The 14,718-nt window shown below is 65.2% G+C and carries 15 protein-coding genes; 9 read left to right on the plus strand and 6 right to left on the minus strand.

The genetic code is table 11. The annotated features are described in order from the left end of the window. The first annotated feature begins 44 nt into the window (after positions 1–44). The gene (locus RAD16_RS26705; protein ID WP_458160816.1) at positions 45–230 is read left to right on the plus strand and encodes a hypothetical protein; all 186 of its coding nucleotides are present in this window, start codon (positions 45–47) and stop codon (positions 228–230) included. On the opposite strand, the gene RAD16_RS26710 is transcribed toward RAD16_RS26705, so the two are convergent. Next, entirely contained in the window at positions 215–418 is a 204-nt protein-coding gene (locus RAD16_RS26710) for a hypothetical protein (protein ID WP_458160817.1), read from the minus strand. The two genes, RAD16_RS26705 and RAD16_RS26710, sit on opposite strands and share 16 nt — an antisense overlap. 389 nt (positions 419–807) lie before the next feature. Here RAD16_RS26710 and RAD16_RS26715 point away from each other — a divergent pair, with 389 nt between their 5' ends. Next, a complete protein-coding gene (locus RAD16_RS26715) occupies positions 808–1,947 on the plus strand; it encodes a hypothetical protein (RefSeq protein ID WP_458160818.1) in 1,140 nt (379 codons plus the stop codon). Between the two features lie 8 nt (positions 1,948–1,955). Here RAD16_RS26715 and gor read toward each other — a convergent pair whose 3' ends face one another. The 3 genes from gor to rpiA form a co-directional block, all read right to left on the minus strand. Further along, the gene (gene gor, locus RAD16_RS26720) at positions 1,956–3,344 is read right to left on the minus strand and encodes a glutathione-disulfide reductase (protein WP_458160819.1); all 1,389 of its coding nucleotides are present in this window, start codon (positions 3,342–3,344) and stop codon (positions 1,956–1,958) included. 83 nt (positions 3,345–3,427) lie between these two features. Beyond that, positions 3,428–3,979, minus strand: coding sequence for a DUF2059 domain-containing protein (locus RAD16_RS26725; protein ID WP_458160820.1), 552 nt, complete (start codon positions 3,977–3,979; stop codon positions 3,428–3,430). 2 nt (positions 3,980–3,981) lie between these two features. Further along, the gene (gene rpiA / locus RAD16_RS26730) at positions 3,982–4,707 is read right to left on the minus strand and encodes a ribose-5-phosphate isomerase RpiA (RefSeq protein ID WP_458160821.1); all 726 of its coding nucleotides are present in this window, start codon (positions 4,705–4,707) and stop codon (positions 3,982–3,984) included. 148 nt (positions 4,708–4,855) lie between these two features. Here rpiA and RAD16_RS26735 point away from each other — a divergent pair, with 148 nt between their 5' ends. From RAD16_RS26735 to moaA, 3 genes are all read left to right on the plus strand, one after another. Next, complete coding sequence (locus tag RAD16_RS26735) at positions 4,856–5,530, plus strand: HAD-IA family hydrolase (RefSeq protein WP_458160822.1); 675 nt, start codon at positions 4,856–4,858, stop codon at positions 5,528–5,530. Between the two features lie 153 nt (positions 5,531–5,683). Beyond that, positions 5,684–6,184, plus strand: a complete 501-nt coding sequence (locus RAD16_RS26740; RefSeq protein WP_458160823.1) for a hypothetical protein — start codon at positions 5,684–5,686, stop codon at positions 6,182–6,184. Positions 6,185–6,314: 130 nt separating this feature from the next. After that, positions 6,315–7,349 (plus strand): GTP 3',8-cyclase MoaA, encoded by a 1,035-nt coding sequence (gene moaA, locus RAD16_RS26745; RefSeq protein ID WP_458160824.1) that lies wholly within the window; start codon positions 6,315–6,317, stop codon positions 7,347–7,349. Positions 7,350–7,453: 104 nt separating this feature from the next. Here the strand turns inward: moaA and RAD16_RS26750 are convergent, their stop codons facing one another. Together RAD16_RS26750 and RAD16_RS26755 are read right to left on the minus strand one after the other, a co-directional pair. Further along, positions 7,454–8,983, minus strand: coding sequence for an aldehyde dehydrogenase family protein (locus RAD16_RS26750; protein ID WP_458160825.1), 1,530 nt, complete (start codon positions 8,981–8,983; stop codon positions 7,454–7,456). 8 nt (positions 8,984–8,991) lie between these two features. Then, positions 8,992–9,864 (minus strand): NAD(P)-dependent oxidoreductase, encoded by an 873-nt coding sequence (locus RAD16_RS26755; protein ID WP_458160826.1) that lies wholly within the window; start codon positions 9,862–9,864, stop codon positions 8,992–8,994. Positions 9,865–9,971: 107 nt separating this feature from the next. On the opposite strand from RAD16_RS26755, the gene RAD16_RS26760 reads away from it, so the two are divergent. The 4 genes from RAD16_RS26760 (at position 9,972) to RAD16_RS26775 (ending at position 14,718) form a co-directional block, all read left to right on the plus strand. After that, a complete protein-coding gene (locus RAD16_RS26760) occupies positions 9,972–10,916 on the plus strand; it encodes a LysR family transcriptional regulator (protein WP_458160827.1) in 945 nt (314 codons plus the stop codon). Between the two features lie 270 nt (positions 10,917–11,186). Further along, positions 11,187–11,726: a TRAP transporter small permease subunit gene (locus tag RAD16_RS26765; RefSeq protein WP_458160828.1), complete on the plus strand. Its 540-nt coding sequence runs from the start codon at positions 11,187–11,189 to the stop codon at positions 11,724–11,726. Then, positions 11,723–13,324, plus strand: coding sequence for a TRAP transporter large permease (locus RAD16_RS26770; protein ID WP_458160829.1), 1,602 nt, complete (start codon positions 11,723–11,725; stop codon positions 13,322–13,324). The genes RAD16_RS26765 and RAD16_RS26770 overlap by 4 nt, the downstream gene beginning before the upstream one ends. A 104-nt stretch (positions 13,325–13,428) precedes the next feature. Beyond that, a complete protein-coding gene (locus RAD16_RS26775) occupies positions 13,429–14,718 on the plus strand; it encodes a M20/M25/M40 family metallo-hydrolase (protein WP_458160830.1) in 1,290 nt (429 codons plus the stop codon).

Genomic DNA, 14,718 nt, shown 5'->3' on the forward strand with positions numbered 1-14,718 from the left:
GAACGATAAGGGCGCTCCGGAATTGCTGTGGCTTGGAGAAACACATGGCCCATATCACCAATTGCAACGGATGTGGCCGTGGCCTGGTCCCCATCCTGACCCGCAAAGGTTCGACAGAGTTCAATTGCCTCTGGTGCGAAACCATCGACGCACGAACGGTGGACATGGCGAAGTGGGCGGACAGCCCGATGGGCAAGCCCCAACGTGCCGCGGTTCAGTCGTTCGACTGAGCCGCTTCAGGCACGTGGCCGAACTCGTGTCCGTCCGCATGACGGTGTTTCCCGGCCTGCAAGATCACCAGGCTGAGCAGATGCGACAGGAGCGATAGCCCGGCGCCGTGCGCGATCTCGCGCAGCTCGGTGCACATTTCGGCGATATAGCGGGCGGCCTCCTGCGGCTTTCCGTAGCCGGTCGGCATGGAAACTCCCTGGTTGGAACTGCGGGGACCCGGTTCACTGGGTAGCCTTGGGGCCATGATCCCGCGGAGGCCGTTGCGTCGCCATCTCTCGCGGCTGCACATCGCCGGCAATGCATGCCGCTAAATTAGACAAGAGACGGCGCTTCCATCGAACAGCACGGTTCTCCAACGGGCAAGGCAAGCCGGCGACCATGCTTGCCTAACCTCAGGTGCAATCTCGATTTTTCTCTCGTTGCCACGAGCCCGCGAGCCCGTGTGCTGCGATTGGTTCCAACTGGCCCGGAATTCGCAAGACAGCGTCAGCCCTTGCGTCCCTGCCCACCAACGCGTGGAGCAGCCAGTTGTGTGCGCCCTAGCTCCGGGACGACGGCAGAGAATCGGAGAATGCCATGAACGTGCATGCTGCCGGCGATCTCAAATTCACCGGCCTCACCCGCCCGGACGGCTCACCCCTTCGCCTCAACGCCCAGGATTTTGTCGCGATCGATCGCGACAAGAATGCGAAGTTCGAGGCGACCTACCGGCCGCAGGCGCTCTACAACCGCGCCAACGAAGGCTTTCACGCCAACAACGAAACCTTCCTGCTGCACGAGGTCGCGACCAACCTGCCGATCTATCGCCCGGACACCGGCCCCACCGATTTCCATCTGCACCTGCCGCCGGGCGGCTTCCAGCTCGTGCTGGTGACGTCGGGCGCGTTCACCTTCGACTATGACGGGCGCTTCTACAATGTCGGCCCGGGCGCGGTGATGCTGCAAAGCGCGATCGTGCATCGCCAGCTCTTCTACACCTGGTCGGGCCTGTCGACCGAAGAGAATCTGAAGACGCCGCAGACGGTGGTGCCCGATCCGATCTCGATGGGCTATTCCGGCAAATTCCTCGAAGCCTTCATCACCGATCCCACCACCTTTCCGAATCCCACCATCGTCGGTCCGGACCAGATCGACGAGGCCGAGACGCCGCGCGTGGCCTGGAGCCATCCGCTGCACAACCGCCCCGCCGATGCAGGCTTCTGGCTGCAGGATGCGCTGGCGCTGGATGCGCTGTTCAAGCCGCTCACCAATGGTGCGGTCAAATCGGCTATGCCGGTCTACCTGCGCGACATCGGCATCGAAGTGCCGAGCGGCCATCTCGTCACCGGCCACATCATCGCAACCGATCCACCCGGCCAGTCGCTGCTGCCGAAGAGCACCTCGAACGCCGCCGACCCGAGCTGTTTTGCCAAGGGCGAGGTCGTGATCTATCGCGTCATCCGCGGCACCGCCGAGTTCAGGAAGAAGGCCGGCGAGAGCTTCGAGCTCTCCGCCGGCGACGTGGTGACGGCGGGCAAGGATTCAATCAGCCTTATCGGCGTCGGCGAAAACACCCAGGTCCTGCGGCTCGGCCTGCTCAAGGGCATGAATGAGCTTCGGAGCTGGACGCCGACGCAGCGCGACGAGATCGACGGCCTCGCCGGCCAGATCATCACGCAAAAGGACGTGCGTCCCTTGCGGACCGAAGGCAGGCCGGTCGGGTATCTTTACGCGTAGGAGACGCCCTACTCCGCCGCCTGCCGCACGTGGCGCGCGGTCGGGGTGCGCATCGTCACCAGCTCTTCGGCTGCGGTCGGATGCAGCGCGATGGTCGCGTCGAAATCGGCCTTGGTCGCCTTCATCTTCACCGCGATCGCCACGACCTGCGTGACCTCGGCGGCGCAATCGCCGACGATGTGGCAGCCGACCACGCGATCGGTGGCGCCGTCGACGACGAGCTTCATCAGCACGCGGGTGTCGCGGCCGGACATCGTCGCCTTGATCGGGCGGAACGTCGTCTTGTAGATGTCGACGTGGCTGAACTGCGCGCGCGCCTCGGTTTCCGTCAGACCGACCGTGCCGACCTCCGGCTGCGAGAACACCGCGGTCGGAATGCTGGAATGATCGACCTGCACCGTACGATTGCCGAACACGGTGTCGGCGAAGGCATGCCCCTCGCGGATCGCGACCGGCGTCAGGTTGAAGCGGTGGGTGACGTCGCCGATCGCGTAGATGCTGTCGACCGAGCTCTTGGAGAAATGATCGACCGCGATGCCGCCATTCCGGGGATTGATGGCGACGCCGGCCTTCTCGAGGCCGAGATTGGCGACGGACGGATGGCGGCCGATCGCGAACATCACCTGGTCCGACGCGAGGCTCGATCCGTTCGACAGATGGGTCGTGAATACGTCGCCATGGCGCTCGACCTTGTTCACCGTACAGCCGGTGAGGATGGTGATGCCCTGCTTTTCCATCTCGGCGCGGACATGCGTGCGCACATCCTCGTCAAAGCCGCGCAAAATATTGTCGCCGCGATAGATCACGGTGACGTCGGAGCCGTAGCCGGCGAAGATGCCCGCGAATTCCAGCGCGATATAGCCGCCGCCCTGGATCACGATCCGCTTCGGCAGCTTCTTCAGATGGAACGCCTCGTTGGAGGAGATCACGTGCTCGATGCCCGGGATCGCGGCGCCGTGGTTGGGCGCGCCACCGGTGGCGATCAGGATGTACTTCGCCCTGATCTTCTTGTCGTCCGCGAGCAGGCGGACGGTGTGGGCGTCCTCGATCACCGCCCGGCTCTTGACGATCTGCGCGCCCGACTTCTCGACATTGGCGGTGTAGGCCGCCTCCAGCCGCGCGATCTCCTTGTCCTTGTTGGCGATCAGCGTCGCCCAGTCGAAGCTCATGGACGGAATGGTCCAGCCGAAGCCGGCGGCGTCCTCGATCTCGTGACGGACATGCGAGCCGATCACGAACAGCTTCTTCGGCACGCAGCCGCGGATCACGCAGGTGCCGCCCATGCGGTACTCTTCCGCGATCATCACGCGGGCGCCGTGGCCCGCCGCGATGCGGGCGGCACGCACGCCGCCCGAACCGCCACCGATGACAAAGAGGTCGACGTCGAATTCAGCCATTGTCCACTCCGACCTCTTCAACCCAAAGCGCGGCGATGCGCTCGAGGGATTTTCTGACCAGCTATCCTCTCAGATAGGTACTGTCAGATTTCCTTGCCACGCTTGCGCATCTCGGCGCGGAAGGCGCCCATCACGGTCTCGGAGAAGTTCTGGGCCCAGGAGTTCATGAAGGCCATGCTCAGCCCGATGGCGCGCGGCTCGGATTCGATCAGCTTCTTGCCCAGCGGCGACTTGTAGAAGGTGACGAGATCCTTCAGCTCCTGCTCGGTGAACTCGCTGGCATAGATCTGCGCCATGCCCTCGCCGATCTCGTTCTGGCGGCCCTGGAGCTGCTGGGCCACGACCTGTGCGACCTCGTTGAGGTCCTTCTGGTAGTTGAGGTTCTGCTGGACCAGCGCGATCTTGGTCTTCTCGACGAGGCCGGGCACGGCGCCCTGATACATCGCGGTGGCGTTCTTGATCTGCAGGATCTCCTTGGCCGCCGCGATCGCCGCAGGCGAGGCCTTCGGCGGGGCCGCCGCAGGCGCCTTGGGCGGCTGCGCAGGAGCCGGCTGCTGCGCGATGGCCGGGGCGGCCGAAAGGGCCAGTCCCACAGCGAGGGTCGCAGCCGGCAAGAACTTCAATACGCTCTTCATTCCTAGTCTCCTTTCGGCTTGCGCCGTTCAAACACGCGAATTCCCTCGCCACCCGCCAAAACGGCCGAGCTGGCCAAGCCGATGAACAACCCATGCTCGACCACGCCGGGGATGGCGCTCAACGCCTTGGCGAGGCCGGGCGGATCCACAATCCGCCCGAGCTGGGCATCGAGGATCCAGTGGCCGCCATCGGTGACGAAAACGTGGCCGTCCTTGTCCCCGCCTTTGGCCTTGCGGACCGCCATCGGCCCGGAAACGCCGCACGCCGCAAATGCCTTCTCGATCGCACGGCGTGTCGCGCCGAGCCCGAACGGGATGACCTCGACCGGCAGCGGAAACTTGCCCAGCGTCGGCACCCATTTGCTGTCGTCGGCAATCACGATCATGCGATCCGAAGCAGCCGCCACGATCTTCTCGCGCAGCAGCGCGCCGCCGCCGCCCTTGATCAGATTGAAGTCGGGATCGATCTCGTCGGCGCCGTCGACCGTCAAGTCGAGATGATCGATCTCATCCAGAGTCGTCAGCGGCACGCCGCAGCGCTCCGCGTCCGCGCGGGTCTGCTCCGAGGTCGGCACGCCGATCACCTTGAGCCCGGCGGCGACGCGCTCGCCGAGCAGCTCGACGAAATGCTTTGCGGTCGAGCCGGTGCCGAGCCCGAGCTGCATGCCGTCACGCACCTCCTCGAGGGCGCGCGCCGCAGCCTGCCGCTTCAACTGGTCCATGTTCAATGTACGTCCGCCCTTGAATCGAGAATGCCGCCGCGTGTGCCGCTTGCGGCGGCCTATGTAGCCTCGTTTTCCGCGCCGGAACAGGCCTATAAGGTGAACTTATGACCCGCCCCTTGCGCCGGCGCGGCCGGACCGATAGCGCTGGACCATGACCTCCCCCTACACCCTCGTCTTCGATCTCGACGGCACGCTGGTGGATACGGCGCCCGACCTGATCACCGCCCTGAATTATGTGCTGGACCGCGAAGGCCTGCCGCCGGTCCCGATGGCCTCGGCGCGCAACATGATCGGCGCCGGCGCCCGCAAGCTGATCGAACGGGGGCTGGAAGCCGAGGGCCGCAGCGTCACGCCTGATGACATGGACCGGATGACGGCGGATTTCATCGCCTATTACGCCGACCATATCGCGGTCGAATCCCGCCCCTTCGAGGGGCTCCTGGAAGCTCTCGACCTGTTTGCGACGCAGGGCTATCGCCTCGCGGTCTGCACCAACAAGCTGGAATGGCTGTCCAAGCGCCTGCTGGACCGGCTCGACCTGACCCGGCGGTTCGCCGCGATCTGCGGCGCCGACACTTTCGGGGTCCAGAAGCCCGATCCGACCATTTTCCGCGAGACCGTGGCCCGCGCCGGCGGCGAGGTGAAGGCCAGCATCATGGTCGGCGATGCCGGAACCGATGTCGGCGTCGCCCGGCGGGCTGGGGTGCCCGTGATCGGGGTCAGCTTCGGCTATACGGATGTGCCGATCGCCGAGCTGAAGCCGGACCGGCTGATCCATCACATGCGTGACCTGCCGGATGCCGTGCACAGCCTGATGACCGCATAGTGCCGGCAAGGCACTGACCAGACAGGGTTATTTTAGGGAACCCTGCGTTAACCATCTATTATCTATGCGCCCCGCGCCGGTTGCCTGCCCCAGGCGACACCCCTATGGTCCGGCCGGGGATGTGGCGGTTCGTCGCAGTAGAAGTGGATGGTTATGCGTCGTGTCAACGCGATTGCTCTAATGGGGGCAGGTCTTTTGGGAGCAACAAGCCTGGGTGGCTGCTCCTCTATGTCTTGGGACATATTCAAATCGGCGCCGCCGACCGTTCAGGTCCGGCTCGAATCGAATCCTCCGGGTGCTGACGCCACGACGTCGCTCGGTCAGAGCTGCAAGACACCCTGCTCGGTCTCGGTTCCCGCGCCCGATGTGCCGTTCACGGTCGCTTTCGCGCTGCCAAAGTACCAGCCGGCCAGCGTCCCGGTAAACGTGATCAAGAATTCCGGGGATTTCACCACGCCCGCCTCGGTCACCACCGACCCGAATCCGGTTTTTGCGGAACTCCAGCCGGCGACGCCGCCGAAGCCGGTGAAGAAGCCGCACCGACCGAAGAAGCCGAAACCGGCCGCCGCCGCTGCCGCGCCCGCCGAGGCCCCGGCCGATGCTGCACCTGCTGCGGCCTCGCCGTTCCCCGACCCGAACGCCGGAAAGCGCTGAGCAAGCGCCGACTTATGTATACCACCCGATTGTCCTAGCCGCGTCCGATGCTTAGATTGCTTCCAAGCACCGCTGAAGCAAAGGTGCGCCCGTCGCCGTAAGTGACAAGGCATTTGGCAAGGCATCTGATATGAACGGACCTTCCGCGAACCCACGCGCGGCGCTGTCGAGCGCCATGACCGATCCGTTCGGGCGGACCATCTCCTATTTGCGCGTCTCCGTCACCGACCGCTGCGATTTGCGCTGCTTCTACTGCATGTCGGAAGACATGACGTTCCTGCCCAAGGCGGACCTGCTGACGCTCGAGGAACTCGACCGGCTCTGCACCGCCTTCATCGCCAAGGGCGTGAAGAAGCTGCGGCTCACCGGCGGCGAGCCTCTGGTCCGCCGCAACGTGATGACGCTGGTGCGCTCGCTGTCGCGGCACCTCAAGAGCGGTGCCCTGAACGAGCTGACGCTGACCACCAACGGCACGCAACTGGCAAAGCATGCCAACGAGCTCGCCGATTGCGGTGTCCGCCGCATCAACGTCTCGCTCGACACGCTCGATCCCAAGAAGTTTCGCGAGATCACCCGCTGGGGCGAGATCGACAAGGTGCTGGAAGGCATCGAGGCCGCGCGCGCCGCTGGCCTCGCCGTCAAGATCAACGCGGTCGCCCTGAAGAACCTCAACGAGGACGAGCTTCCCGAGCTGATGCGCTGGGCCCACGGCAAGGGCATGGGCCTGACGCTGATCGAGGTGATGCCGATGGGCGAGATCGGCGCGGGCCGCATAGACCAGTATCTGCCGCTGTCGCTGGTGCGCGCGCGCCTCGCCCAGCAGTTCACCATGACGGATCTCGCCGAGAGCACCGGCGGGCCGGCGCGCTATGTCAGCGTCGCCGAAACCGGTGGCAAGCTCGGCTTCATCACGCCGATGACCCACAATTTCTGCGAATCCTGCAACCGGGTGCGCATCACCTGCACGGGCACGCTGCACACCTGCCTCGGCCACGAGGACGCCTCGGATCTGCGCAAGCCGCTGCGTGCATCCGATGACGACATGCTGCTTGCGGATGCGATCGACCGCGCCATCGGGCTCAAGCCCAAGGGCCATGATTTCATCATCGACCGCCGCCACGACCGGCCCAGCGTCAGCAGGCACATGAGCGTCACCGGCGGCTAAAGCATGATCCGGAAAAGTGCGCAGCGGTTTTCCGAAAAGATCATGCTCAAACAACGACCTAAAGCGCGATGACGATTTATCCAAATCTCATGGCGCTTTAGACCTCACTCCCGCACACCCGGCACGTAGCCGAAGCCCACGGCTGGCTCGGCCGCGGTCTCGACCCAGACGCTCTTGACCTGGGTGTATTCGAACAGCGTTTCGACCCCGCTCGAACGGCCATAGCCGCTCATGCCGAAACCGCCGAACGGCGAAGCGACGCTGATCGTCTTGTAGGAATTGATCCAGAACGTCCCGGCCCTGACTTGCGCGGCGACCCGATGCGCGCGCGCGACGTTGCCCGTCCACACCGCGCCGGCCAGACCAAAATCGCTGTCGTTGGCGAGCGCGATCGCTTCCTCCTCGGTATCGAACGGGATCGCGGCGACGACAGGCCCAAAAATCTCCTCGCGCGCGACCGCCATGCTGTTGCTGACGTCGCGCAGCACCGTCGGTCTGACGAAGAAGCCGCCCTGCTCCACGCCGCCGTCGCTGCCGGCCGCGAGCGTCGCGCCCTCCGCGAGGCCCTGCTTCACCATCGCAAGCACGCGGGTGTACTGCCGGGCATTGTTGATCGGCCCGACCTCGGTCTCCGCCGCATCGGGCGCGCCGACCTTCAGCTTGGCGGCGCCATCAGCGACCATCTTGACGAAGCGATCGTAGACGGAACGCTCGACCAGCAGCCGCGAGCCTGCGACGCAGCTCTGTCCGGCGCCGGCGAAGATCGCCGACTGCGCACCGATCGCCGCGCGTGCAAGGTCGGCGTCGGCGAACACGATGTTGGCGGACTTTCCGCCGAGCTCGAGCACGCAAGGCAGCAGGCGCTTGGCGGCTGCCTCCGCGATCAACCTGCCCGTCGGCACTGAACCCACGAACACGACTTTCTTCACCGCCGGCCGACCGAGCGCGGCCTGCCCCGTCGTGTGGCCGTAGCCCGCGAGCACGTTGACGAGACCGACCGGAAGGCCGGCCTGCTCGGCGAGAAGCGCCAGCGCCAGCGAGGTCAGCGGCGTCAGCTCCGACGGTTTCAGCAGCACGCCGTTGCCCATCGAGATCGCGGGCGCGACCTGCCAGCCGCCGGTGAAGATCGGCGCATTCCAGGGCGTGATCTGGAGCACGACGCCGACCGCTTCGCGCCGCGTGTAGTTGAGATGGCTCGACGGCACCGGGATCACGTCGCCGTGGAATTTGTCGGCCCAGCCGGCATAGTACTCGAACATCTCGGCGACCTTGGCGACCTCGACGCGCGTATCGCGGATCGGCTTGCCAGCCGAGAGCGATTCCAGGCGCGCCAGCTCCTCCGCCTTGCCGTGAACGGCACGCGCGATCGCCTGCATGATGCGCCCGCGCGCTGCACCTGTGAGCCGTGCCCAATTCGTCTGCGCCGCGACAGCCGCCGCAGCCGCCTCGGCGACGACGGCCTCGCCCGCATCATGATAGGCGTAAAGCGGCGCGCCGGTTGCGGGATCATCGATCGTGATGAGCGCGCCCGTGCCAGGAACGATCCGGCCCGCGATGTGAGAGCCGATCGCCGCGCAATCCGGCCAGAACGGCGCGAGCGCCTCGCGCAGCCGCGTGTCGATGAAAGGGGTCATGGTGTCGCTCATATCCTGCCGAGCTGAAGCTCGACGATCCTGTTGAAGTCTTCGGCATCGCCGATCGTCGCGGCGCTGTCCGACCAGATCCGCGAAGCTTCGCGCGCGATCGGCAGATCGAGGACGAGCGTGCCGATGAGTTGCGTGGCGAGGCGCACGTCCTTGCGCATGAGGGCCATGGTGAAGCCGGAATCGAACGCACCATTCAGCACCCAGGTCGGCAGATTGACCTGCGTGACGCCGGACCGGCCGGAGCCGGCATTGAGGCCTTCGAGCAGGCGGGCCGGATCGACTGCGGCCTCACGCGCGATCCGCATCGCCTCGGCGGCGGTGAGCAGGTGCGCTGCGCACAGTAGATTGTTGATGAGCTTGCAGACATGCCCGGCGCCGACCGATCCGACATGGACGCGCTTGGCGCTCATGTCGCTGAGAACGGGCTCGACCGCGGCAACATCATCATCCGCGCCGCCGATCACCATGGTCATGGTGGCCGTGATGGCGCCCTTCGGACCGCCGCTGACCGGCGCGTCGATCATCGCCATGCCGTGCGCGGCCAGTGCCGCGGCAAGCCGGCGGGTCGTCTCGGGATCGGATGTGGAGGTGTCGACCACGCGCAGGCCGGGTCTCGCATGGGCGATGATGCCGTCATTTCCGGCCACCACGGCGTCGACGATCTCGGCGGTCGGCAGCGACAGGATGAGCAGATCGGCCCGGGCGCAGAGCGGTCCGACGCCTTCGAAAACCGCAACGCCCTCCGATGCGAGCGCGCTGCGCGCCTCTTCCGAGGCGTCGGTCCCCAGCACCTCATGCCCGGCCCGCACCAGCGAGAGCGCCATGCCGCGCCCCATATTGCCGAGCCCAACGACACCGACCACCGCCATGTCCCTGTCCCCCGTCCTGATTTCGCCCGGGAACCATAGGGATCAGGACCGGGCACGGACATCAGCGGCGCGATTGCCTAATGTTGCCTCATGGGCAACACTTGGGGATGACCAATGCTCTCGACGAGAACCGCCTTCGCTATCTGTTCGAGGCCGCGCGCTACGGCGCGGTGCGCGCCGCGGCCGACGCGCTCGGGGTGAATCCGTCGGTGGTCAGCCGGCAGATCGCCTTGCTGGAGCGGGAGCTCGACACCGCCCTGCTCGACCGGCACAGCCGCGGCGTGCGGCCGACCGAAGCGGGCGAGCTCCTCATCGCTCATTATCGCCGCCACACGGTGGATCGCGACGACACCCTCGCCCGCTTGCGGGAGCTTCAGGGGCTGCATCGCGGTCACATCGACCTCGTGCTCGGCGAAGGCTTCGTCGCCGATCTCATGGGCGGGGCGCTCGACGAGTTCTGGCGGCGGCATCCGCGCCTGACCATTTCGCTGGAACTTGCGGGCACGAGCGAGGTCATTCGCGCCATTGCCGACGACCGCTGCCACATCGGGCTGGTCTATCATCCGCCCCAGGATCCGCGAATCCGCTCCTGTGCCGCCATCCGGCAGCCGATCTGCCTGATCGCGCGCCCTGACCATCCGCTGGCGAAGCTGCGCCGCCCGGTCAAGCTGCGCGAGATCGCCAGGCACGAGCTCGGGATCATGCATGCGGGTTACGGCACGCGCCAGTTGCTGACGATGGCCGAGACATCCGAGAAGATCGGTCTGTCGCCCAAGCTGACCACGACCTCGATCAGCATCCTCCGGCATTTCGTCCGCTCCGGCCTTGGCGTGACCTTGCTGCCGGCCTTCTCGGTGGCGGCCGATCTGGAGGACGAATCGCTGGTTGCCATTCCCGTCGACAACCCGCTGCTCTCGGCGGCAGAAGCCCACATCATCACCCGGTTGGGCCGCGAACTGCCGAATGCGGCCAGCCAGTTGCTCAGGTTCTTGATCGGCCGGATGAAGGCGTTCCAGGCCGGCCGCCGCGACCTTAAGCTTCTGCGATCTTAAGCTTTTGAGCGGGCGTCAATTTGTCCATTTTCCGATTGACGGCAGGTGAAGCCGCTGGTTTGGTGCGACCGCCTTTGCTTGCCCGGCAGCCATAAGCCGGCCCGCCCCTTTGGCGGTCGCGGTCAAGACGGCAAGGCACGAGGGGAGGACTGACGCCGCAAAGCTTTCGGACAACGAGCCGGGCGGTCGCGTGCTTTTTGCGCGCGGGCCGAGCGATGCGTGCTGATGCTGCTCCCGTGAAAGTCTAGGCCGCGACGGAGAAAAATTAAGATGCGTCCATTGCTGGCGGTGAGCAACGCCATCGACGCCCTCAATGAGAAGATTGGGTACGTCTGTAACCTGCTCGTGCTCCTGGCCTGTCTGGTGAGCGCGGCCAACGCCATGATCCGCTACGCCTTCAGCTACTCGTCGAACGGGTGGCTCGAGCTGCAATGGTACATGTTCGCCATCCTCGTGATGTTCGGCGCGTCCTACACCTTCAAGCGCAACGAGCATGTCCGGGTCGAAATCTTCTATCTGACGCTGTCCGAGCGCGGCCAACTCTGGCTCGACATGATCGGCACGCTGTTCTTCCTGATCCCCTCCTGCCTGCTGCTCGCCTATCTGTCGTGGCCGTTCTTCATGCAGGCCTATGACGTACGCGAGATGTCGGGCAATGCCGGCGGCCTGATCCGCTGGCCTATCAAGTTCGTCATCCCCGCCGGCTTCGTCATGCTGGCGCTCCAGGGGGTTTCCGAAGTCATCAAGCGTATCGCGGCTCTCCAGGGCTATGTGACGATCGACGCCAAGTATGAGAGGCCGACCCAATGATCACGCTGGAGATGATGCCGCCGCTGATGTTCGGCGGCCTGGTTCTGGCGATGCTGATCGGCTTCCCCGTCGCGTTCACGCTGGCGGCCGTCGGCCTCTCCTTCGGCTTCCTCGCCATCCATCTCGGTTTCTTCGACCTCAACTTCCTGCAGGCGATTCCCGGCCGCGTATTCGGCAGCGTGCTCTCCAACGAGCTCCTGCTCGCGATCCCGTTCTTCACCTTCATGGGCTCGATATTGGAGAGATGTGGACTCGCCGAAGACATGCTGGATTCGATGGGCCAGCTGTTCGGCCCGGTCCGCGGCGGCCTTGGCTATTCCGTCATCATCGTCGGCTTCATCCTCGGCGCCATCACCGGCACGGTGGCGGCGCAGGTCATCGCCATGGCGCTGATCTCGATGCCCGTGATGATCCGCTACGGCTACAACATGCGCTACATCACCGGCGTGCTGGCGGCCTCCGGCACCATCACGCAGCTGGTGCCGCCCTCGCTGGTGCTGATCGTGCTCGCCGACCAGCTCGGCAAGTCGGTCGGCGACATGTATCTCGGCGCCTGGGGCCCCTCGGTGTTCCAGATCATGCTGTTCGCCGGCTACACCTTCATCCTCGGCCTGATCAAGCCGGGCCACGTGCCGCCGGTGCCGCTGGAAGCGCGCACGCTGACCGGCTGGGCGCTGTGGAAGAAGTGCCTGATGGGCATCATCCCCTCCGCCGTGCTGATCTTCGTCGTGCTCGGCACCATGATGATGGGCCTTGCGACCCCGACCGAAGCCGGCGCCATGGGCGCGGTCGGCGCCATCGTGCTCGCCGCGATCCACCACAAGGACTTCTCCGCGACCGACCGCAAGGTGCTGGTCATCGGCATCATCGCCGCCGGCATCGGCACCATCATCGCGATGCTGTTCACCGAGAACCTGATCTTCAAGCTCGCCTTCGCCGTGACCTATCTCGCGGTGGCCTGGATCTGCATCCAGGCCGCGCGCATCCCGGACCTGCGCGACCTCATCAAGCAGGGCAACGAATCCACCATGCGCCTCACCTGCATGGTCACCTTCATCCTGATCGGCTCGACCTGCTTCTCGGTGGTGTTTCTCGGCGTCTCCGGCGGCGTCTGGCTCGAGCATCTCCTGACCTCGCTGCCCGGCGGCGTCTGGGGCTTCCTGATCTTCATCAATCTCTTCATCTTCTTCCTGGCGTTCTTCCTCGACTTCTTCGAGATCGCTTTCATCATCCTGCCGATGATCGCTCCGATCGCGCAGAAGATCCTGGGCCCCGTGGTCGGCGACGGAGCCGCGCTGATCTGGTTCGGCGTCATGCTCTGCGTCAACATGCAGACCTCGTTCCTGCATCCGCCGTTCGGCTTCGCGCTGTTCTACCTGCGCGGCGTCGCGCCGAAGGAAGTGAAGAGCTCCGACATCTATTGGGGCGCGATGCCCTGGATCGGCCTGCAGATGATCATGGTGCTGATCGTGATCGCCTTCCCGATCACGGTGACGGGCCTGCTCGACAAGCCGGTCAATGTCGACCTCGACAAGGTCAAGATCGAGGTCCCGCAGATCGACCTGCCCCCGCTGGATCTCGGCCCGCCGCAGAAGTAGCGGAGGCTTTCGCCATCATGCTCCGCTTCGGCGGAGCATGATGGCGTGACACGCGCCGCAAACACGGGCATACCGGGCCATCATCCAACCGATGGATCCCGCCTATGCTCCGATCGCCGCCCGCCTCCTCGCTCGCCAGTTCCTTGATCGCCTCGCTGTGGCTCGCCTGTGCCGCCACCGTCGCGCATGCCGAGCCGGTCGCCGACGTTCATGCGCTGGCGCAGAAGGAGCAGCAGCCGTTGCTCGACACGCTGCGCGATCTCGTCAACATCGAAACCGGCAGCAGGGATGTCGAGGGCCTGAACGTGATCGCCGGCCGCGTGGCCGACCAGCTCAAGCAGATCGGCGGCACGGTCGAGATCCTGCAACCCACCGACATCTATCGCCTCGACGACACGCCGGACAAGATCGGCCCGGCCGTGCACGCGACCTTCAAGGGCACCGGCACCAAGAAGATCATGCTGATCGCCCATATGGACACGGTGTACCTGAAGGGCATGCTGAAGGATCAGCCGTTTCGCATCGACGGCGACAAGGCCTACGGCCTCGGCATTGCCGACGACAAGCAGGGCGTCGCACTCATTCTCCACACCGTGGCGATGCTGCAGAAGCTGAACTTCAAGGACTACGGCACGCTCACCGTGCTCACCAATGGCGACGAGGAGATCTCCTCGCCCGGCTGGCGCAGCACCATCACCAAATTCGCCGCCGATCAGGACGTCGTGTTCTCGTTCGAGGGCGGCGGCACCGACGGCACGCTGCGGCTCGCCACCAGCGGCATCGGCTCGGCCTATCTCACGGTGACCGGGAAGTCCTCGCATGCCGGCGCGCGGCCCGAGGGCGGCATCAACGCGCTCTACGAGCTCTCGCACCAGGTGCTGCAGATGAAGGACCTGTCAAAGCCCGACCAGGGCCTGAAGCTGAACTGGACGGTGTCCAAGGCCGGCACCAACCGCAACGTGATCCCTGCCGAGGCCACGGCCCAGGCCGATGCGCGTGCGCTCAAGGTGTCGGATTTCGACGAGCTGGAGAAGGCGCTGCAGGACAAGATCAAGAACCGCCTGCTGCCGGATTCCAAGGTCGAGCTGAAGTTCGAGGTGCGCCGTCCGCCGCTTGAGGCCAACGACGCCTCGCGTCGCGTGGCTGCCTATGGCAAGACGATCTATCAGGAGCTCGGATTGCCGCTCAAGGTCGACGAGAAGGCAACTGGCGGCGGCACCGACGCCGCGTTTGCCGCGCTCAAGACCAAGGGCGCCGTGGTCGAAGGCATGGGTCTGTCGGGTTTCGGCGCGCATTCCAACGACGCCGAATATGTGAAGCTCGACACCATCGTGCCACGTCTCTACCTGACCACGCGCATGATCATGGATCTGTCGACTGGCAAGCTGAAGTAG

This window comes from Bradyrhizobium sp. 18BD, from assembly GCF_054185225.1.

What these genes read in the sequence shown, in the direction of transcription:
- RAD16_RS26705 (WP_458160816.1), top strand. Translation starts at nt 45, where the DNA reads ATGGCCCATATCACCAATTGCAACGGATGTGGCCGTGGCCTGGTCCCC.
- RAD16_RS26710 (WP_458160817.1), bottom strand. Translation starts at nt 418, where the DNA reads ATGCCGACCGGCTACGGAAAGCCGCAGGAGGCCGCCCGCTATATCGCC.
- RAD16_RS26715 (WP_458160818.1), top strand. Translation starts at nt 808, where the DNA reads ATGAACGTGCATGCTGCCGGCGATCTCAAATTCACCGGCCTCACCCGC.
- gor (WP_458160819.1), bottom strand. Translation starts at nt 3,344, where the DNA reads ATGGCTGAATTCGACGTCGACCTCTTTGTCATCGGTGGCGGTTCGGGC.
- RAD16_RS26725 (WP_458160820.1), bottom strand. Translation starts at nt 3,979, where the DNA reads ATGAAGAGCGTATTGAAGTTCTTGCCGGCTGCGACCCTCGCTGTGGGA.
- RAD16_RS26735 (WP_458160822.1), top strand. Translation starts at nt 4,856, where the DNA reads ATGACCTCCCCCTACACCCTCGTCTTCGATCTCGACGGCACGCTGGTG.
- RAD16_RS26740 (WP_458160823.1), top strand. Translation starts at nt 5,684, where the DNA reads ATGCGTCGTGTCAACGCGATTGCTCTAATGGGGGCAGGTCTTTTGGGA.
- moaA (WP_458160824.1), top strand. Translation starts at nt 6,315, where the DNA reads ATGAACGGACCTTCCGCGAACCCACGCGCGGCGCTGTCGAGCGCCATG.
- RAD16_RS26750 (WP_458160825.1), bottom strand. Translation starts at nt 8,983, where the DNA reads ATGACCCCTTTCATCGACACGCGGCTGCGCGAGGCGCTCGCGCCGTTC.
- RAD16_RS26755 (WP_458160826.1), bottom strand. Translation starts at nt 9,864, where the DNA reads ATGGCGGTGGTCGGTGTCGTTGGGCTCGGCAATATGGGGCGCGGCATG.
- RAD16_RS26760 (WP_458160827.1), top strand. Translation starts at nt 9,972, where the DNA reads ATGACCAATGCTCTCGACGAGAACCGCCTTCGCTATCTGTTCGAGGCC.
- RAD16_RS26765 (WP_458160828.1), top strand. Translation starts at nt 11,187, where the DNA reads ATGCGTCCATTGCTGGCGGTGAGCAACGCCATCGACGCCCTCAATGAG.
- RAD16_RS26770 (WP_458160829.1), top strand. Translation starts at nt 11,723, where the DNA reads ATGATCACGCTGGAGATGATGCCGCCGCTGATGTTCGGCGGCCTGGTT.
- RAD16_RS26775 (WP_458160830.1), top strand. Translation starts at nt 13,429, where the DNA reads ATGCTCCGATCGCCGCCCGCCTCCTCGCTCGCCAGTTCCTTGATCGCC.